Source organism: Burkholderia sp. KJ006 (genome assembly GCF_000262695.1).
Lineage (GTDB): Bacteria > Pseudomonadota > Gammaproteobacteria > Burkholderiales > Burkholderiaceae > Burkholderia > Burkholderia vietnamiensis.
Map to the genome: position 1 here is coordinate 2787668 of NC_017920.1, position 19304 is coordinate 2806971.

Here is a 19304-nt window from a genome sequence, read left to right on the forward strand (position 1 = left end):
GATACCACTTGAATACCAATCAAAGGTTTCATAAGATCGTTGGACACGGCCGCCGCGAGGCCGGATCCATCTGGTGGGGCAGACATGCGCATCCCGTGTCAGGCGCGCGCACGCGCGCCGTTTCGCCGGCCGCACGCAGCGGCTGATCGCCGTGCAGCGGCGTATCGCGTGGCCGGTCGGGCCCAGCGCGGCCACGACGCCCGCGGCCACTCCGCCGCGGCCGCTCTCCCTCGATGAACACCGCGTCACGCGCCGGCCGCCCCGATCGGCACGCGCGCCCGCCTCCCGTTCCGTAATGCACGCGCGTCGCGTGCCGAACCCGCGCGGGGCGATCCGCTCGCACCGCGCGTCGATGTCCCCGCAGCTCCGTTGAAAGACCCGATCGCAGCGACGTCATCCGACGCCGCCGCGGCGCCACCCTTTTTCTCAGGAGTTCCAATGAAACGCCCGTTGCCCTTCCTGTTTGCCGGCGTGCTGATCGCGGCGCTGCTGCCGTCCGCAAGCCGCGCCGAACCCGTGCCGGCCGGCGCCGGCTCGGTGACCGCCTCGGTGGTCGTGCCGGCCGCCGGCATCGCGCGGCCCGCCATGCGGCCGGCCGACCTCGCTGCGTTGCTGTCGAACGGCCTCGCGCTGCGCGTCGCCGTCGACAACAACCATGCGGCGGCGACCGGCGTGCCGTGCGCCGATCTCGGCGCCGACGGCGCCGCCTGCGCGACCGGCCGCCTGTTCCTGCAGAACCGCGGCCACCGCCCGATCGCCGACGGCGGCTGGAAGCTCTATCTGCACAGCATCCGACGGCTGCTGCGTATCGATCGTCCGGGCTTCGCGTTGCGGCGGCTCACGGGCGACCTGTACGAGCTGACGCCGCAGCCGGGCTCGCTGCGGCTCGCGCCCGGCGAGCGCATCGCGTTGCCGTTCGTCGCCGAATACTGGCTGCGACGCTACAGCGACGTGATACCGCGCCCGTATGTGGTGGTCGACGGCGCGCCGCCGACGGTGCTGCGCTACAACGATACCGACGACGAACTGCGCTACGTCGAATCGCTGCCGGCCGATGCGCAGAACAGCTCGACCGGCAATGCGCCGCCGGTGGCCGCGCGGCCGGACGCGAGCCGCGCGCTGCCGAGCGTGAAGCGCGAGCAGCGGCTGCCCGGCGCGCTCGAGCTGCGCGGCGTCGAGCTGGTGCTGCCCGAGTTGCCCGATGCGCAGGTCGCGGCGCTGCGCGAACGCGCGGCGACGCTCGGGCTGGACGGCGCCCGCGCGCGCGTGCGCGGCGTGGTCGCGCCGCGCCGGCTGCCGGCCGACATCGCGACGCCGGGCGGCTACCGGCTCGCGATCGGGCCGCGCGGCGTGCTCGTCGAAGGCTACGATCGCGCCGGCCTCTACTACGGCGTGCAGACGCTGTTCTCGCTCGCGCCGGCCGGCGGCGGCCCGGTTCCGGCGCTGCTCGTCGAGGACGCGCCGCGCTTCACGCATCGCGGCATGCACGTCGATCTCGCGCGCAACTTCAAGCATCCGGCGACGCTGCGCCGCCTGATCGACCAGATGAGCGCGTACAAGCTCAACCGGCTGCACCTGCACCTGTCCGACGACGAAGGCTGGCGCATCGAGATCCCCGGGCTGCCCGAGCTGACCGACATCGGCGCGCGCCGCTGTCACGATCCGTCCGAGACGCGTTGCCTGCTGCCGCAGCTCGGCTCCGGCCCGGACAACCGCTCGGGCGGCGGCTATCTGACGCGCGCCGACTACGTCGCGCTGGTGCGCTACGCGGTCGACCGCTTCGTCGAGGTGATTCCCGAAATCGACATGCCGGCCCATGCGCGCGCGGCCGTCGTGTCGATGGAAGCGCGCTACCGGCGCCTGCATGCGGCCGGCCGCGACCAGGAGGCGAACGCGTATCGGCTGCTCGACCCGCAGGACACGTCGAACCTGACCACGGTGCAGTTCTACGATCGGCGCAGCGATCTGAACCCGTGCGTGCCGGGCGCGCTGAACTTCGCGTCGAAGGTGATCCGCGAGATCGCGGCGATGCACGCGGACGCGCAGGCGCCGCTGCGAATCTGGCATTTCGGCGGCGACGAAGCGAAGAACATCCTGCTCGGCGGCGGCTTCCAGCCGCTGAACGGCACCGATCCGAACAAGGGGCGCATCGACCTCGCCGCGCAGGACAAGCCGTGGGCGCGCTCGCCCGCGTGCGCGGCGCTGCTGCAGCGTGGCGAGATCCGCTCGATCGACGAGCTGCCGACGCGCTTCGCGAAACAGGTCAGCGCGGCGGTAGACGCGAACGGGATCGACACGATGGCCGCGTGGCAGGACGGCATCAAGCACGCGAGCGGGCCGCGCGATTTCAGTACGCGTCACGTGATGGTGTCGCTGTGGGACACGATCTTCTGGGGCGCGGCGGACAGCGCGCGCGACCTCAGCAACGCCGGCTATCTGACCGTGCTCGCGCTGCCCGACTACCTGTACTTCGACTTCCCGTACACGCTGAATCCGCGCGAGCGCGGCTATTACTGGGGATCGCAGGCAACCGACGAGTACAAGGTGTTCTCGCTCGCGCCCGAGAACCTGCCGCAGAACGCCGAGGTGATGGGCGATCGCGACGGCAACGCGTTCGAGGCGACCGGCACGGGCCCCGCGCCGCGCATCGAGGGCATCCAGGGGCAGGCATGGGGCGAGGTGATGCGCAACGACACGTTCCTCGAGTACATGGTGTATCCGCGGCTGCTCGCACTCGCCGAACGCGCGTGGCATCGCGCCGACTGGGAGCTGCCCTATGCGGCCGGCGTGCGCTACAAGCGCGGCGACACGCATCACGTCGACACCGCGGCACTCCAGCGAGACTGGGCCGGCTTCGCGACGCTGGTCGTCCAGCGCGAGCTGCCGAAGCTCGACCGCGCGGGGATCGGTTATCGCAAGCCGAGCTTCACGGTGACGAACCCGTAAGGGGCGCACAGTTGCACGGGGTGGGCGAGGCGCGAGGCGGATCGGAGCACCGGCACTGAACACTGAGCAGTGGCACCGCCCCCAAGTAAAAACGGCTTGCGCCCCATCGGTCGCAAGCCGTTTTCGTACTGGGGCCGGCAGCCGGCCCGCTGCGGCAACGCAGACGGACCGGCAGCGTCGCGTCAGGCCGGTTGCGCGGCCGCGCCGCCCCCGGTCGACGGCAGGCGTGCGCCGAGCTGCTGCGCATAGCGCGCGGCCGCATTGCCGCAGACGATGTGGAACGTGTCCGGCGACACCCATGCGGCGTCGAGCGTGCCGAGCCGTTCGCGATCGACGGCCGATGCGTCGCGCACGACCACGCGCAGCCGCGTGGTCGCGATCGCGTCGAGCGCTGCGACGTTGGTCGCGCCGCCGAACACCGCGAGCCAGCGCAGCGGATCGGGATCGAGCGGCCCGGCCGCCGCGCCCGTGACCGCTTGCGCCGTCGATTGCGCGGCCGCGGCCGGCGCTGTGGCTGCGGCCCCAGCCGTACCGCTGCCGATCACCGCCCGCATCTCGTCGGCGATGATGTCGGCCTCCGGCCCGATGATCACCTGCACGCTGTTGCCGCCGCGCTTGAGCACGCCGCGCGCGCCGATCGCCTTGAGCTCCGGCTCCGACACCTTGTCCGGATCGACGACGCTCAGGCGCAGACGCGTCGTGCAGGCGTCGACGACCGTCAGGTTGCCCGCACCGCCGAGCGCGGCGATGTAGCGCTGCGCACGCGGGGCGGCCGCAACCGCGCCGCCGGCCGGTGCGACGAAGCCGCCCGACGCGTACGATTCGGCCGCCGCATCTGCGCTGGCCGGCTCGCGGCCGGGCGTCGCCATGTTGAACTTGCGGATGAAGAAGCGGAACAGCCCGTAGTACGCGACGCCGTACGCGATGCCGAGCGGAATCGCGATCCAGCCCTTCGTCGACAGCCCGTAGTTCAGCACGTAGTCGATCGCGCCGGCCGAGAACGTGAAGCCGAGCTTCACGCCGAGGATCTGGCAGATCGCGAGCGACAGCCCGGTCAGCACCGCGTGGATCACGTACAGCACCGGCGCGAGGAACATGAAGCTGAACTCGATCGGCTCGGTCACGCCGGTCAGGAACGACGTGAGCGCCATCGAGAACAGCAGGCCGCCGACCATCGCGCGGCGCTCCTTCGGCGCTTCGTGCAGCATCGCGAGACACGCGGCCGGCAGGCCGAACATCATGATCGGGAAGAAGCCGGCCATGAAGGTGCCCGCGGTCGGATCGCCCGCGAAGAAGCGGTGCAGGTCGCCGTGCACGATCTCGCCGCCGGCCGGCGGCGTGAAGTTGCCGAACACGAACCACGCGAGCGAGTTGATGATGTGGTGCAGGCCCGTGACGAGCAGCAAGCGGTTCAGGAAGCCGAACACGAACGCGCCGATCGCACCCGCGGTCGTCAGCCATTGCCCGGCCGCGTCGATCGCATGCTGGATCGGCTGCCACACATAGCCGAACACGATGCCGAGCACCACGCACGCGAGCCCCGTGATGATGGGCACGAAGCGCTTGCCGCCGAAGAAGGCGAGGTAGTCGGGCAGCTTGATGTCCTTGTAGCGGTTGTACAGCAAGCCCGCCACCACGCCCGCGATGATCCCGGACAGCACGCCCATGTTCAGCTTGGGATCGATGTCCTTCATGATCGCGGTTTCGATCAGATAGCCGATCGCGCCCGCGAGCGCCGCGACGCCGTTGTTGTCCTTCGCGAAGCCGACCGCCACGCCGATCGCGAACAGCAGCGGCAGGTTGTCGAAGATCGCCCCGCCGGCGTCGGCGATCATCTTGATGTTGAACACGTCCGGCTGGCCGAGGCGCAGCAGGATGCCGGCGACCGGCAACACCGCGATCGGCAGCATCAGGGCGCGGCCCAGCCCCTGTATCTTCAGAAACGGATTCCCGTCCATTCAGTCCTCCAGTCCATTGTCTCGTCGTGAAGCGTCGTTGACCTAATTGCTTTCGTGGTGATGCGGGTCGCGCGCCCGCCGTCGACGTTCAGTCGAGCGGCCAGACCTCGCGGCTTGCTGCCCTTACCGCCTGTGCCGAGTCGAGTGCGAGCAGATCCTGCGCACGCTGGCGACACAGCTGGTAATCGAGACGGCGCACGCGCGCCTTGATGCCCGGCACCGCCACCGGGTCGACCGACAGCTCGGTCACGCCGAGGCCGACGAGGATCGGCACCGCGAGCGGATCGCCGCCGAGCGCGCCGCACACGCCGACCCACTTGCCGTGTTTCGTCGCGCCGCGCACCGCGATGTCGATCAGGCGCAGCACGGCCGGATGCAGGCCGTCGGACTGCGCGGCGAGGTCGGCCTGGCAGCGGTCCATCGCGAGCGTGTACTGCGTGAGGTCGTTGGTGCCGATCGACAGGAAATCCGCGTGCCGTGCGAGTTGATCGGCAAGCAGCGCCGCCGACGGCACCTCGATCATCACGCCGACCTCGATCGGCTCGGTACGGCCCTGCGCCCGCGCGAATTCGTCGATGCGCGCGCGCAGCCGCACGAGTTCGCCCGCGTCGGTAACCATCGGCAGCAGGATGCGCACCGCACCGAACGGCTTCACCGCGAGCAGACCCTGCAGCTGATCGTCGAGCAGATCGGGGCGCACCTGCGCGAGCCGGATGCCGCGCAGGCCGAGCGCCGGATTCGGCTCCGGCGGCAGCGTCAGATAGTCGACTTCCTTGTCCGCGCCGACGTCGAGCGTGCGGATGATCGCGGTGCGGCCCTGCAGCGCGTCGACGATCGACTGGTAGCTCTGCCGGTGCTCGACGACGCTCGGCGCGGTTTGACGATGGATGAACATCAGCTCGGTGCGCAGCAGCCCGATCGAATCGGCGCCGTTGTCGAGCGCGGTGTTCGCGTCGTCGAGCGTCGCGATGTTCGCGGCGACTTCGATCGCGCGACCGTCGGCCGTCGCGGCGGCTTCGCGCGCATGTTGGCGGTTCGCTTCGCGCACGCCGTCGAGGCGCTCGCGTTCGTGGCGCGCACGCTCGACGTCGACCGCGCTCGGCGCGTGTTCGAGCCGGCCCGCGCTCGCGTCCACGACGACCTGCGTGCCGTCCGGAATCGCGTACAGCGCATCGCCGACCGCGACGAGCGCCGGGATGCCGAGCTGGCGCGCGATGATCGCCGCATGCGAGGTCGCGCCGCCGCGCGCCATCACGAGCGCGGTCACGCGTTCGCGATCGAGCGACGACAGGTCCGACGGCGTGAACTCCTCGGCGGCGAGCACGGCCTCGTCGGGCAGCGCGCGCGTCACGCCGCTCGTGTAGCCGAGCGCGCGCAGCACGCGCTTCTCGATGTCGCGCAGATCGGCCGCGCGCTCGGCGAGCAGCGCGTCGTCGAGCCGCGACAGCGTGTCGATCTGCGCGCGGATCGTCGCGCGCCACGCGAAGCCGGCGCTCTTGCCGAGGCTGATCTGGTCGCGCGCCGCGTCGACCAGCGTCGGATCCTCCAGCAGCACGCGATGCACCGCGAAAATGCCGGCCTCGCCCACCGCGCCGCGCGCGGACGCGTTGCGCACCGTTTCGCCGAGTTCGGCGTCGACCGCCTTCAGCGCCTGGTCGAGGCGGCGGCTTTCCGACGCGGGCGTGCCGCTCGCCGGTTCGGGCGGCACGATGTCGGCATCGTCGAGCCGCACCAGCGTGCCGACCGCGATGCCGGGCGCCGCACATACGCCCGCGAGCGTGTTCGGATCGAGGGGCGCACCGGCGCGCGCCGCGCCGTCGTCGTGCCGCAGCGTCGGCGGCGCCGGCGAGCGAAGCCGTGCCGGCGTCTCTTCCACTTCGCCGTGCGCTTCGCGCAGCAGCTCGCGCGCGACCGCGTCGACGGCCTGCTGCGCATGCGCGCCGCGGCCGATCAGCTCGACCGTCGCGCCTTCGCCGGCGCCGAGGCCGAGCAGGCCCACGACGCTCGCGATCGACGCGTGGCGGCCGTCGAACTGCACGTCGACCGTCGCGTCGAAACCGCGCACGGATTCGCGCGCCCGCGCGGCCGGGCGCGCATGCAGGCCGCCCGGCTGCGTGAGCACGATCTGGCGGCGCACTTCGTGCGCCGAAGTCGCGGTCGCGGTCGCATGAGCGGCCTGCGTGGCCTGCCCGGCCGCTGCGCCGTTGGCGCGCAGCGTCAGCAGCGGCGTCTCGCCGGCCGTCGCGAAGCCGCTCGCGCGCTCGACGACGTCGAATGCATCCGAGTTCGCGATCGCGATCACCGACACGAGCGAATGCGCGCTGCGTGCGACCACGTCCTGATCGAACTCGATCAGCAGGTCGCCCGGCGCGACGTGCGCGCCGTCCTCGACGCGCGCGGTGAAGCCCTGCCCGTTCAGCTCGACGGTGTCGATGCCGATGTGCAGCAGCACTTGCGCGCCTTGCGGCGTCGTGATCGTCACCGCATGGCCGGTACGCGCCAGATGCGACACGACGCCCGCGCACGGCGCGACGAGCCGGCCCGCGAGCGGGTCGATGCCGATGCCGTCGCCGAACATCCCGCCGGCAAACACCGGATCGGGCACATCGGCCAGCGCGACGATCGGCCCGCTCAGCGGGGCGAGCAGGACGATCTGATCTGGGGCGGAACTCTTCAACTGGGACTCCTCGGCGCGTCTCATCGGCTGTCTCGGCTATCAGTGCGTTTCGGTGACTTTGTTCAGGTGACGCGGCGTGTCGGGATTGCGACCGCGCGCGACGGCGAGCTCGGCCGCCATCACGTAGAACGACAGAATGGCGGCGATCGGATCGAGCGCCGCATGGGCGGACTGCGCGAGCGGCAGGTTCGCGCCCGGCGTGCCGGCGGGCGCGGCGAGCAGCACCGCCGCACCGCGTGCGCGCATGTCCTGCGCGAGCTGCAGCAGCCCGGCCTGCTCCGGCCCCGGCGGCGCGAACACGAGCAGCGGATAGTCGCGCTCGATCAGCTCCATCGGGCCGTGCCGGACTTCGGCGCTCGAAAATGCCTCGGCCTGGATGCCCGAGGTTTCCTTCAGCTTCAGCGCGGCTTCCTGCGCGATCGCGAGGCCAAGGCCGCGGCCGATCACGATCATCCGTTCGATGCCCGAAAGCGCGGCCACCGCCGCCGACCAGTCGAGCCGGCCCGCTTGCGCGAGCACGTCGGGCAGGCCGCGCAACGCGGTGACCAGCGCGGCGTCGCGCTGCCAGAACGCGACGATCTGCGCGGACAGCGACAGCATCGCGATATAGCTCTTGGTCGCGGCGACCGACAGCTCGGGGCCGGCCAGCAGCGGCAACTGGTGCTCGCACGCATCGGCGAGCGGCGACGGCAGCACGTTGACGGCGGCGACGGTCCGCGCGCCAGCTTCGCGCAGCGCGGCCATCGTGTTGACGAGATCGGGGCTCTGGCCCGACTGGGAAAACGCGAGCGCGAGCTGGTCGTGCACCTTCAGCGGCGCCTGCTGCAAGGTCGCGACCGACATCGGCAGCGACGCGACCGGCACGCCGAGGCGGCTCATCGTCAGGCTCGCGAAATAGCTGGCGGCGTGATCCGAGCTGCCGCGCGCGACCGTCAGCGCGACGGCCGGCGGGTGATCGAGCAGCTGGCCGGCGAGCGCCTCGACGCGCGCGGTATCGGCGAGCTGCGCGGCGACGACCTGGGCGGCCTCGCGCGCTTCCTTAAGCATATTCGACAATCGATTCTCCTTCGACGTAGGTCGCGGTGAGGTTCAGATCGCGATCGAATACCGCGAGGTCGGCCCATGCGCCGCGCTCGAGGCGGCCGCGGTCCGCGATGCCGAGGTAGTCGGCCGCGTAGCGCGACATGCGGTTCGACACGTCGGCGATCGGCAGGCCGAGCGACACGAGGTTGCGCAGCGCCTGATCCATCGTCAGCGTGCTGCCCGCGAGCGTGCCGTCGGCGAGCCGCACGCCGCCGAGGCACTTGGTCACGTGCTGGCTGCCGAGCCGGTATTCGCCGTCGGGCATGCCGGTGGCCGACGTGCTGTCGGTCACCACGTACAGGCGCGGGATCGCGCGCAGCGCCGCGCGGATCGCGCCGGGATGCACGTGCAGCAGGTCGGGGATGATTTCCGCGTACTCGGCATGCGCGAGCGCCGCGCCGACGAGGCCGGGGTTGCGGTGATGCAGCGGCGACATCGCGTTGAACAGATGCGTGAAGCCGCAGGCGCCGTGCTTGAGCGCGGTGACCGCGTCGTCGTACGTCGCGAGCGAGTGGCCGAGCTGCACGCGCACGCCGCGCGCGGCCATCTCGCCGATGATCTCGATGTGGCCGGCGATCTCCGGGGCGAGCGTGACCACGCGAATCGGCGCGATCGACAGGTATTTCAGCACTTCGTCGAGCACGGCCGACACGGCCGCGTCCGGTTGCGCGCCGAGCTTGCCGGGGTTGATGTACGGCCCTTCGAGATGCACGCCGAGCACGCGTGCGCCGCCCGGCGCGCGCGCGCGCGCGGCGGTGCCGAGGTTCGCGACGACTTCCATCAGCTCGTCGCGCGGCGCGGTCATCGTGGTGGCGAGCAGGCTCGTCGTGCCGAACTGCGCGTGGGTGCGCGCGATCGTCTCGATCGCGTCGCCGCCTTCCATCACGTCGGCGCCGCCGCCGCCGTGCACGTGCAGATCGATGAAGCCGGGCAGGATGTACGGCGCGTCGTTGTTGGCCGGGTCGGCGGGCGTGCCGTCGACCATCGTGATGCGGCCGTTCTCGCTGTCGAGCGAGCCGTGAATCCAGCCGTCGGGGGTGAGGATGTTGCCAGTCAGCATGACGTTTCTCTTGATGATCCGGTGACGCGGAGCGCCGCGTCGCGATGTGCCAGTTCGTTGGGATGCGTTGCGCGCGATTGCGTTCCGTTGCGTTGCATTGCGTTCCAGTCGGGTGGCGCGCGCAGTCTCGCGCGTCAGCGTTTCAGTTCGGCGACGAAGTCGTAATAGTCGTCGCGGCAATACGATTCGGTCACTTCGAGCGCGCGCTGATCGGCGCCATAGCCGATCCGCCTGATCACGAGCAGCGCCGCGCCCGGCTTCACGCCCATCCATTTCGCGATCTCGTGCGTCGCGTTGGCCGCGCGAAAGTGCTGCAGCGCGCGCACGACGCTCGACCCGCGCGCCTCCAGATAGTCGTACAGCGATGCGCCGAGCGCCTGCGGATCGGGCAGCACCGCGGCCGGCAGCGTCGAGTGCTCGACGGCCATCACGGTGCCGTCCGCGCGGCGCAGCCGCTCGAGCCGCGCGACCGTCGCGCCCGGCGCGAGCCCCAGATGCGCGATTTCGTCGCGACTCGCGACGCGCAGCGTGCGCGCGAGCCACACCGAATCGGGGATGAAGCCGCGCTGCCGCATCTTCTCGGTGAAGCCGACGAGCCGCGACAGCGGATCGGCGACGCGCGGCGTGATGAAGCTGCCCGCCCCGCGCACCCGCCGGATCAGCCCCTGCTCGACCAGCAGCGCGAGCGCGCGGCGCGCCGTGATGCGCGATACGCCGACCGTGTCCGACAGCAGCCGCTCCGACGGCAGCGCCTCGCCCGCGCGCCACGCGCCAGCGTGGATCGCGCTCGCCAGATTGCGGGCGAGCTGCAGATACAGCGGCGTGTCGTCGAGGGGATCGGGCGCCAGTTCGGAGCAGCCGGTTTCCATATGCCTCCGCGGGTCGGACGACGGCCGTCGAGCCGTCGAAAGTGAACGCATTATATAACCACAATAATACCAGTCAACGAACTGGTATTAGACGTGTGGAAATCGCGGGAAGCCTTGTCCGACAAGCGGTTTAGTCGCAAGAAGTCCTTTTTTTACAAGGCGATGCTGGATAGGGATTTACCCGGAGTGGTATGCAAAGGGACGGGTTGCAGCCTCGCTTCGGCGTGCGCAACGAGGCAGAAACGATACCGAAATAGAACCAGTTAGGGCCACTGGTATGCATACGACCGAGCGGGGTGCGGGTGAGCCGGGATGACCGGTGTATGGATGAGCGTTTCGCGGTGAGCGGTGAGCGGTGAGCGGTGAGCGGTGAGCGGTGAGCGGTGAGCGGTGAGCGGTGAGCGGCAATCGACACGCCCCGCCCTCTGTCGCGCCCTCAGTGAAATTCCCGGCTCGACGTGCGCAGGCCGCCGAGCAGCGGCGTCAGATCCTCGAAATGCTGCGCGACGAGGTGCCTCACGTCGCTGACGACCTGCCACACGCCCGACGCAGCGAGCAGCCGCGAGTCGAGCGTTTCGCGCCGCTGCCGGGCGAGCAGCTCGGGCCGCACGATCACGTTCACGCAGCCCGTTTCGTCTTCGAGCGTCATGAACATCACGCCCTTCGCGGTGCCCGGCATCTGCCGCGCGATCACGAGCCCGCACGCGCGCGCGAGCCGGCCGTCGGGACGGTCGCGCAGCTCGGCCGCGGACGACAGCCGCTGCGCGCGCAACGCGGGCCGCAGCAGCGCGACCGGATGGCGGTTCAGCGTCAGGCCGATGGTGTGATAGTCGGCGAGGATGTCGTCGGCTTCGGACGGCGCGCCGAGCGCCGGCTGCTCCGTTTCGTCGATCGGCGCGGCGGCGAGCAGGTCGCGCTCGGGCGCCGCGGCGACGGCCTGCCACAATGCGTCGCGGCGATGGCCGGCGAGCGCCGCCAGCGCGTTCGCGGCGGCGAGCGCCTCGAGATCGCGCCGCTCGAGCTGCGCGCGGCGCGCGAGCGCGTCGACGCTGTCGAACGGGCCGGCCGCGCGCGCGGCCTCGATGCGCCGCGCGGCCGCCTCGCCGAGCCCGCGCACGAGCGCCAGGCCGAGCCGCACCGCCGGCTGGCCGTGTGGCGGCGGCTGACCGGGCAGCGCTTCGAGCGACGTCTCCCAGCCGCTTTGCGTGACGTCGGCCGGCAGCACCTGCACGCCGTGGCGCTTCGCGTCCTGCACGAGCTGCGCGGGCGCATAGAAACCCATCGGCTGGCTGTTCAGCAGCGCCGCGACGAAGATCGCGGGCTCGTGGCACTTGAGCCAGCTGCTCGCATACGCGAGTTTCGCGAAGCTGGCCGCGTGGCTTTCGGGGAAGCCGTATTCGCCGAAGCCCTTGATCTGCTCGAAGATCTGCTCGGCGAATTCGCGGGTGTAATTGCGCGCGAGCATCCCTTCGACGATCTTGTCGTGATACTTCTCGAGATTGCCCTTGCGCTTCCACGCGGCCATCGCGCGCCGCAGCTCGTCGGCCTCGCCCGGCGTGAAGCCCGCCGCGACGATCGCGATCTGCATCACCTGCTCCTGGAAGATCGGCACGCCGAGAGTGCGCTCGAGCACCTCCTTGAGCGCGTCGCTCGGATAAGTGACCTTGCCTTGCTCCTCGCCGGACATGATCCGGCGCCGCTTCAGGTACGGATGCACGGCGCCGCCCTGGATCGGCCCGGGCCGCACGATCGACACCTGGACGACGAGGTCGTAGTAGTTGCGCGGCTTCAGCCGCGGCAGCATCGACATCTGCGCGCGCGACTCGATCTGGAACACGCCCACCGTATCGGCCCGGCAGATCATGTCGTAGGTCGCCTCGTCGTCCTGCGGGACGTGCTTCATCGTGAACGGCTCGCCGTCCGGCTGCGGGCCGCGCCACGCGGTGCGCAGGTCGAAGGCGCGATGCAGCGCCGACAGCATGCCGAGCGCGAGCACGTCGACCTTCATCAGGCCGAGCGCTTCGAGATCGTCCTTGTCCCACTGGATCACGCGCCGCCCGTCCATCGCCGCGTTCTCGACCGGCACGAGCCGCGTGAGCTTGCCGCGGCTGATCACGAAGCCGCCCGAGTGCTGCGACAGATGGCGCGGAAAGTTCAGCAGCCGCGCGGCGAGCGTGGCCCACGTGGCGATCAGCGGCGTGGCCGGATCGAGCCCGGTCGACGCGAACTGCTTCAGCAGATCGCGGCTGCCGTCGAACCAGCGGTGCGCCTTCGCGACGCGGTCGACCAGCATCGGATCGACGCCGAGCGCCTTGCCGGTTTCGCGCAGCACGCCGCGCGGGCGGTAGGTCGAGACGGCGGCGGCGATCGCCGCGCGATCCTTGCCGTACTTCCGGTAGATGTGCTGAATCACCTCTTCGCGGCGCTGGTGCTCGAAGTCGACGTCGATGTCGGGCGGCTCGCCGCGCTTCTCGCTGATGAAGCGCTCGAACAGCATCGTGCTCTGATCGGGATCGACCTCGGTGATGCCGAGGCAATAGCAGACGACCGAATTCGCGGCCGAGCCGCGGCCCTGGCACAGGATGTTCCGGCTGCGCGCGAATTTGACGATGTCGTAGACGGTCAGGAAGAACGGCTCGTAGCTCAGCTTCGCGATCAGGTCGAGCTCATGGCGGATCAGCTTCGCGACCTTCTCGGGAACCCCGCGTGGATACCGCGCGCGCGCCCCGGCGAGGGTTTCCTGTTCCAGATAGCGCGTCGGCGTGAGCCCCGCCGGCACGATCTCGTCGGGATACTCGTAGCGCAGCGAGCCGAGCTCGAAATCGCACGCGTCGAGAATCTCGCAGGTTTGCGCTATCTCGTCCGGCGAGTACAGCTGCCCGATGCGCTGCCGCGACCGCAGGTGCTGCTCGGCATTCGGCGCCAGCGCGTAACCGCACTCGGCCACCGGCATGCCGACGCGGATCGCCGTCATCACGTCCTGCAACGGCTTGCACGAGCGCCGGTGCATCGTCACGTCGCCGAGCGCGACGACGGGCACGCCGCGCCGCTCGCCGGCCGCGCGGATCTCCTCGCGCTGCGCGCCGTCGAGCGCGCGCTGCAACTGCACGAGCCCGAGCCGTGCGCGCTCGCCGAAGGTCGCGCGAAACCATGCGACCTGCGCATCGAGCACGTCGGCGCGCACCGGATACACGGGCACGAGGATCGCGAAACAGTCGGGCATGCCGCGCAGGTGTGCGAATGCCGCAGGCGGCGCCGACAGCATCCGCGACGTCAGCGTGTAGGTGCCCTTCGGCGCCGCCATGCGCCGCCAGGAAATCAGCTCGGCAAGATTGCCGTAGCCCTCGCGGTTCTGCGCGAGCAGCACGAGCCCGAAGGCGCCGGGCCCCGGATCGTGGCCCGGCGCGACCTCATCGGGCGTGACGGCGAAATACGCGCCGACGACGAGCAGCAGCCCTTGCGCCTGCGCGGCGACATGCATGCGCGGCGCGCCGGCCAGCGAGCATTCGTCGGTGATCGCGAGGCCGCGATAGCCGAGCTCCGCCGCGCGCGCGACGAGCTCCTCCGCATGCGACGCGCCATGCAGGAACGAGAAGTTCGAGCGGCAGAACAACTCCGCGTAGTCGGGCAGCCAGGTGATTTGCGCGGCCATCGTCGCTCACCCGAACAGGCCGTGCAGGAACCAGCGCGGCTCGGCCGCGCTTTCGGAACGCTCGAGGAACACCCAGTAGCACGCGCCCGCTTCGTCGTGCGCGACGTGGTAGTCGCGCGCCACGTGCTGCCCGTCGAACCAGCCGCCTTCGATCCGCTCGGCCGACGACATCATCCTGAGCGGCGTATGGAATACCGGCCGCTCGCCGCGCATCAGCAGCGGCAACGGCTCGGCCAGCAGCCATGCGGGACGCGGCGGCGCGTCGGGCGGCCCGGCCGCGGCCTTGCCCGCCTGCGCGTCGAGCGGCAGCCAGCGGTTGGCGGCCTCCGGACGGTGATCGGCGACGCGCGCCGCGCGCAGCACGTTGTCCGCGCCGAGCCGCGCCGACAGCAGCTCGAACAGCCGCGCGCGCGTCTCGCGCGTGCCGCCCGGCTCCGGAAACAGATCGTCGGCCGGCGGCGCGACCGATTCGACGCGCGTGGCCTTCAGCCGCACCGCGATCACCGCGGCCGGCAGCTCGACGCGCGCGAGCCGCTCGCCGAGCAGCCGCATGAAGTGCGCTTCGTCGCGCACGGGCGCGGCGAACGCGAGCTCCAGCGCGGTCGGCGGCACGGCCTGGCGGCCGCGCTCGTGCTCGAGATCGAACGTCATCGCAGCGAGCGACAGCTGGCGCGCGGCCAGCCAGCCGCAGAGCTGCACCACGAGCCGCTGCGCGGCGAACAGCACGGCTTGCGCGTATTCGACGCGCTCCGGCAGCTCGAGCCGCACGTCGAAGACGGGCGGCACCGTCATCCATGCGAGCGGCTCGAGCGCATCGCCGTACGCGCGATCGAGCGCCGCGAGCAGCGCGGGCCCGCAGCGGCGCTGCAGCCCGGCGCGCGGCAGCGCGCGCAGATCGGCGAGCGTGCGGCAGCCGAGCCCGTCGAGCCAGCCCGCATACGGACGCGCATCCGGCAGCAGCACGCACGGCAACCGATCGAGCGTGCGGCCGAGCGAAGCCGGTCGCGCCACGCGGCGCCGCATCCGCGCACGCGCCGACGTGCGCGCGAGCAGCCACGCGCCGCGCCCGGTCGGCGCGGCCGACAGGTGCGCCGCATAGCCGAGCGCCGCGAGCGTCGCGCGCACCTGGCGGCACAGCGACGGCAAGCCGCCGAACAGCCGCAGGCTCGGGCCGACGTCGACGATCAGCGTCGCTTCGTCGTCGAGCGCGACGCACGGCGAGAAGCGCAGCAACGCGAGCGCGACGGCGCGCAGCGCGTCGGCCTCGCGCGCCGGATCGCGCTCGACGAGCCGCGTGCCGGGCGCGAGCGTCAGCACGCCGCCGCGCTTCATGCCCGCGCGCACGCCGTGCCGGCGCGCGGGCGCGTCGGCAATCAGCACGACGCCCTGCTCGAGCACCGCGCAGCCGGCCGCGCCGGCTTCTGCGTCAGACGGCGGCGGGGCGCACACGTCGAGCGGCAGGCGCGGCAGATGGATGCCGAGCAAGACGCGCATAGCGGCTCTCCACGATGGGCGACGGCAATTCGAGCGCGAGCGGTTCGCTGCGCGCGGGCCCGCGACGCTTGACGATGTCGAGCGACACGCCGCCCGGCACCGGATGCAGCGCGACGCGCAGCACGGCCGGCGACGGCTGCCGCACGGCCGACAGCGCGCGCAGCATCACGAACAGCGTGTCGCCGGTGCGCGCGGCCGCCAGATGCAAGCGCCGCAGTGCATCGGGCCGCGCGTCCTGCCACAGCAGCAGCGCTCCGCAGCAGCCCGTCTTGAGCGCCTGCTCGGCGGCCCACAACGCGTCGGTACGGCTGCCCGCGCGCAGCCACAGCAGCGCATCGGACGGCACGCCGAGGGCGGCCAGCGCGCTCGCATGCGGCGCATGGGGCGGCGCGACCAGCGCGAGCGGACGCCGCGCGCTGACCGACTGCGCGAGCGCGGGCGCGAGCAGGCGCATCTCGCCGCAGCCCGGCTGCGCGGCCAGCAGCTCGACGAGTGCGCCGACCGGCCAGCCGCCGCCCGGCAGCTCGGCGGACAGCGACGCGAAGCCCGTGTCGATCGTGCGCGGGCCGCCGCGCGCGAGCTGCGAGCCGCGCCACAGCGACGGATGAAGGGATTCGGGAGAAATGGAGGATGCGAGCATGACGCCACCCACAACTGTATGGATATACAGTATATGGCAATGCGCCCGCGTCGCACAGTCTCGGCACGAAACCGGCCTTTCGTCAGATGAACGCAGCGCATGCCGCACGCGCCGCCAGCGGCCACGGGCCAGCGCCCGCCCCAATGAAAAAGGGCCTGCGCGCGGCAGGCCCTTCGGGTCGGCAATCGGACCGGTGTGCGGCGTTCAGAACGACGCGACCATCGAGCCCTTGAACTGCTTCTTGATGAATTCGCGCACTTCCGGCGACTGGTACGCGCTGACCAGCTTCTTCACCCACGGCTGGTCCTTGTCCTTCGCGCGCACGGCGATCAGGTTCGCATACGGGCTCGTCAGCGATTCGAGCGCGATCGCGTCCTTGGTCGGCTGCAGGTTCGCGGCGAGCGCGTAGTTCGTGTTGATCACGGCCGCGTCGACGTCCGACAGCACGCGCGGCAGTTGCGCGGCGTCGAGCTCGGAGATCTTCAGCTTCTTCGGGTTCTCGGCGATGTCGAGCACCGTCGCGTTGTTGCCGCCCGTGCCGGCGCCGGCCTTCAGCTTGATCACGCCTTGCGTCTGCAGCAGCAGCAGCGCGCGGTTCTCGTTCGACGGATCGTTCGGCACCGCGAGCTTCGCGCCTTGCGGCAGATCCTTCAGCGCCTTGAACTTCTTCGAATACACGCCGATCGGCGAGATGTAGGTCAGGCCCGCGCTGACGATCTTGTAGCCGCGCTGCTTCACCTGGCTGTCGAGGTAGGGCTGGTGCTGGAAGCTGTTCGCATCGAGGTCGCCCGCGTCGAGCGCCGCGTTCGGCTGCACGTAGTCGTTGAACTCGATGACCTTCACGTTCAGGCCTTGCTTCTCCTTCGCGACCTTCTGCACGACCTGCCACACCTGCGCATCCGGGCCGGCGACCGTGCCGACCTTGATCACCTTGTCTTCGGCGTGGGCGCCCGCCGACAGCGTCAGCGCGGCACCGGTGGCCACCACGGAAAATACCTTCAGGAGACTGCGACGCTTCATCTGTTTCTCACTTCGTTGCTAACTGAAATAGGGGCGCGATACGGGTATCCCCGGACTCGCAGGAAGGGGCAAATGGTGTCACAGGATCGCGCGGAAGTGAAATACATCCCGCTCATATATGTATGCACCGCAACGGGGCCGACGAACGACCGCCGCCACGGCCACCGGCCGCCGGCCGGATGAGTCAGCGCGCGCCGCCGGCCGCCTCGGCGACGCGGAACGCGCCGATCGCCTCGCGCAGCCGCCCGGCCTGCTCCTGCAGCGACGCGGCGGCGGCCGCGGCCTCCTCGACGAGCGCCGCGTTCTGCTGCGTCACCTGGTCCATCTGCGTGACGGCGCGCCCGACCTGCGTGATGCCGCTTGCCTGCTCCTCCGACGCGGCCGCGATCTCGCCCATGATGTCGGTCACGCGCGCGACCGCCTGCAGGATCTCCCCCATCGTCGTGCCGGCCTGGCCGACCAGCGCCGAGCCGTTGCGCACGCGCTCGACCGAATCGACGATCAGCGCGCGGATCTCCTTCGCGGCCGTCGCGCTGCGCTGCGCGAGCGAGCGCACCTCGCCCGCGACCACCGCGAAGCCGCGTCCCTGCTCGCCCGCGCGGGCCGCCTCGACCGCCGCGTTCAGCGCGAGGATGTTGGTCTGGAACGCAATGCCCTCGATCACGCCGATGATGTCGGCGATCTTGCGCGAACTGTCGTCGATCTGCCCCATCGTGCCGATCACGCGGCTCACGACGTCGTGGCCGGTGCGCGCGATCTCCGACGCGTTGTTCGCGAGCCCGCTCGCCTGCCGCGCGTTGTCGGCGTTCTGCTTCACCGTCGCGGTCAACTGCTCCATGCTCGCGGCCGTTTCCTCGAGCGACGCGGCCTGCTCCTCGGTGCGCTGCGACAGGTCGTTGTTGCCCGACGCGATCTCGCGGCTCGCCGACGCGATCGACTCCGCCGACTGACGAATCCCGCCGATCGTCGCATGCAGGCGCGCCTGCATGTCGCGCATCGCGGCCATCATGCTGGTGCGGTCGTCCGCGCGCGCCGGCACCGGCTGCGTGAGGTCGCCCTGCGCGATGCGGGCCGCCAGCGCGGCCGCTTCGTCCGGCTCGCCGCCCAGGCTGCCGCGCACGTTGCGGATGATCACGAGCATCGCCGCGCTGATCACGAAGCCGATCACCAGCACGACCGCGAGGTGGCCGAACAGCGTGCGGTAGTAGACGGTATCGATGTCCTTCAGGAACACGCCGCTCGAGATGTTCCAGTCCCACGGCGCGAAGCGCGTCACGTAGCTGATCTTCGGCACCGCGGTCTCGCTGTGCGGCAGTCGCCCGCGATACTCGGCGAAGCCGCTGCCGGTCGCCTTCGCGGCGTTCAGGATCGTGACGAACAGCGGCTTGCCGTCCGGATCGAGATAATCGCCGACCTGCGTGCCGACCAGTTTCGGCAACGTCGGGTGCATCAGCACGACCGGCTTCGAATCCATCACGAACACGTAGCCCGACTCGCCGTAGCGCATCGCGGCGAGGCTCGCGAGCGCGTCGCGCTTCGCGTCGGCCTCGGGCAGCGTGCCGCTCTGCGCGAGCGCGTGATACGCGGCCACGATGCCGGCCGCCGAATCGACGAGATTCGCGATGCCTTGCTTGCGTTCGGCGAGCATCGTCGCGCGCGTCTCGTATGCGCTCCATGCGCCTACGCCCAGCAGACCGATCCATACCAGCGCAAGCGCGAGCCACAGCTTGCGGTTCAAACTCATTCTGCTCATCTACGTGCCTTGTTGTCGAAGTCATGCCCCGCTGCGCGCCGACGGCCAGCCGCGCGCAAACGGTTGCGTACGTATTTACGGCAGCGACGCTTACGACTTGAATACAACCGGCCGGCGCACGGCACGACACCGGTGCGCGCCTGTGCTACAAA

At 70.8% G+C, this 19304-nt stretch carries 11 protein-coding genes; 1 reads left to right on the forward strand and 10 read right to left on the reverse strand.

What is annotated here, in order from left to right; all coding sequences use genetic code 11:
* Nucleotides 1-438: 438 nt before the first annotated feature.
* A complete protein-coding gene (locus tag MYA_RS12590) occupies nucleotides 439-2946 on the forward strand; it encodes a family 20 glycosylhydrolase (protein WP_014723680.1) in 2508 nt (835 codons plus the stop codon).
* Nucleotides 2947-3128: 182 nt separating this feature from the next.
* On the opposite strand, the gene nagE is transcribed toward MYA_RS12590, so the two are convergent.
* From nagE to MYA_RS12640, 10 genes are all read right to left on the reverse strand, one after another.
* Nucleotides 3129-4904: an N-acetylglucosamine-specific PTS transporter subunit IIBC gene (gene nagE / locus MYA_RS12595; RefSeq protein ID WP_014723681.1), complete on the reverse strand. Its 1776-nt coding sequence runs from the start codon at nucleotides 4902-4904 to the stop codon at nucleotides 3129-3131.
* A gap of 88 nt (nucleotides 4905-4992) precedes the next feature.
* A complete protein-coding gene (ptsP, locus tag MYA_RS12600) occupies nucleotides 4993-7605 on the reverse strand; it encodes a phosphoenolpyruvate--protein phosphotransferase (protein WP_041493892.1) in 2613 nt (870 codons plus the stop codon).
* A 15-nt stretch (nucleotides 7606-7620) separates the two neighbouring features.
* Nucleotides 7621-8628 (reverse strand): SIS domain-containing protein, encoded by a 1008-nt coding sequence (locus MYA_RS12605; protein WP_014723683.1) that lies wholly within the window; start codon nucleotides 8626-8628, stop codon nucleotides 7621-7623.
* Nucleotides 8621-9724: an N-acetylglucosamine-6-phosphate deacetylase gene (gene nagA, locus MYA_RS12610; RefSeq protein WP_014723684.1), complete on the reverse strand. Its 1104-nt coding sequence runs from the start codon at nucleotides 9722-9724 to the stop codon at nucleotides 8621-8623. The genes MYA_RS12605 and nagA overlap by 8 nt, the downstream gene beginning before the upstream one ends.
* A gap of 134 nt (nucleotides 9725-9858) precedes the next feature.
* Nucleotides 9859-10593, reverse strand: a complete 735-nt coding sequence (locus tag MYA_RS12615) for a GntR family transcriptional regulator (protein ID WP_011886087.1) — start codon at nucleotides 10591-10593, stop codon at nucleotides 9859-9861.
* A gap of 436 nt (nucleotides 10594-11029) precedes the next feature.
* Nucleotides 11030-14245: an error-prone DNA polymerase gene (locus MYA_RS12620; RefSeq protein ID WP_014723685.1), complete on the reverse strand. Its 3216-nt coding sequence runs from the start codon at nucleotides 14243-14245 to the stop codon at nucleotides 11030-11032.
* 6 nt (nucleotides 14246-14251) lie between these two features.
* On the reverse strand, nucleotides 14252-15739 hold the full coding sequence (locus tag MYA_RS12625) for a Y-family DNA polymerase (protein WP_041493893.1): 1488 nt from the start codon (nucleotides 15737-15739) through the stop codon (nucleotides 14252-14254).
* Nucleotides 15672-16379, reverse strand: coding sequence for a translesion DNA synthesis-associated protein ImuA (imuA, locus tag MYA_RS12630; protein ID WP_011886090.1), 708 nt, complete (start codon nucleotides 16377-16379; stop codon nucleotides 15672-15674). Before imuA ends, MYA_RS12625 begins: the two co-directional genes overlap by 68 nt.
* Before the next feature lie 204 nt (nucleotides 16380-16583).
* Nucleotides 16584-17399 (reverse strand): MetQ/NlpA family ABC transporter substrate-binding protein, encoded by an 816-nt coding sequence (locus MYA_RS12635; protein WP_011886091.1) that lies wholly within the window; start codon nucleotides 17397-17399, stop codon nucleotides 16584-16586.
* A 184-nt stretch (nucleotides 17400-17583) separates the two neighbouring features.
* Entirely contained in the window at nucleotides 17584-19152 is a 1569-nt protein-coding gene (locus MYA_RS12640; RefSeq protein ID WP_014723688.1) for a methyl-accepting chemotaxis protein, read from the reverse strand.
* Between the last annotated feature and the right edge of the window lie 152 nt (nucleotides 19153-19304).

What these genes read in the sequence shown, in the direction of transcription:
- MYA_RS12590 (WP_014723680.1), top strand. Translation starts at nt 439, where the DNA reads ATGAAACGCCCGTTGCCCTTCCTGTTTGCCGGCGTGCTGATCGCGGCG.
- nagE (WP_014723681.1), bottom strand. Translation starts at nt 4,904, where the DNA reads ATGGACGGGAATCCGTTTCTGAAGATACAGGGGCTGGGCCGCGCCCTG.
- ptsP (WP_041493892.1), bottom strand. Translation starts at nt 7,605, where the DNA reads ATGAGACGCGCCGAGGAGTCCCAGTTGAAGAGTTCCGCCCCAGATCAG.
- MYA_RS12605 (WP_014723683.1), bottom strand. Translation starts at nt 8,628, where the DNA reads ATGCTTAAGGAAGCGCGCGAGGCCGCCCAGGTCGTCGCCGCGCAGCTC.
- nagA (WP_014723684.1), bottom strand. Translation starts at nt 9,724, where the DNA reads ATGCTGACTGGCAACATCCTCACCCCCGACGGCTGGATTCACGGCTCG.
- MYA_RS12615 (WP_011886087.1), bottom strand. Translation starts at nt 10,593, where the DNA reads ATGGAAACCGGCTGCTCCGAACTGGCGCCCGATCCCCTCGACGACACG.
- MYA_RS12620 (WP_014723685.1), bottom strand. Translation starts at nt 14,245, where the DNA reads ATGGCCGCGCAAATCACCTGGCTGCCCGACTACGCGGAGTTGTTCTGC.
- MYA_RS12625 (WP_041493893.1), bottom strand. Translation starts at nt 15,739, where the DNA reads ATGCGCGTCTTGCTCGGCATCCATCTGCCGCGCCTGCCGCTCGACGTG.
- imuA (WP_011886090.1), bottom strand. Translation starts at nt 16,379, where the DNA reads ATGCTCGCATCCTCCATTTCTCCCGAATCCCTTCATCCGTCGCTGTGG.
- MYA_RS12635 (WP_011886091.1), bottom strand. Translation starts at nt 17,399, where the DNA reads ATGAAGCGTCGCAGTCTCCTGAAGGTATTTTCCGTGGTGGCCACCGGT.
- MYA_RS12640 (WP_014723688.1), bottom strand. Translation starts at nt 19,152, where the DNA reads ATGAGCAGAATGAGTTTGAACCGCAAGCTGTGGCTCGCGCTTGCGCTG.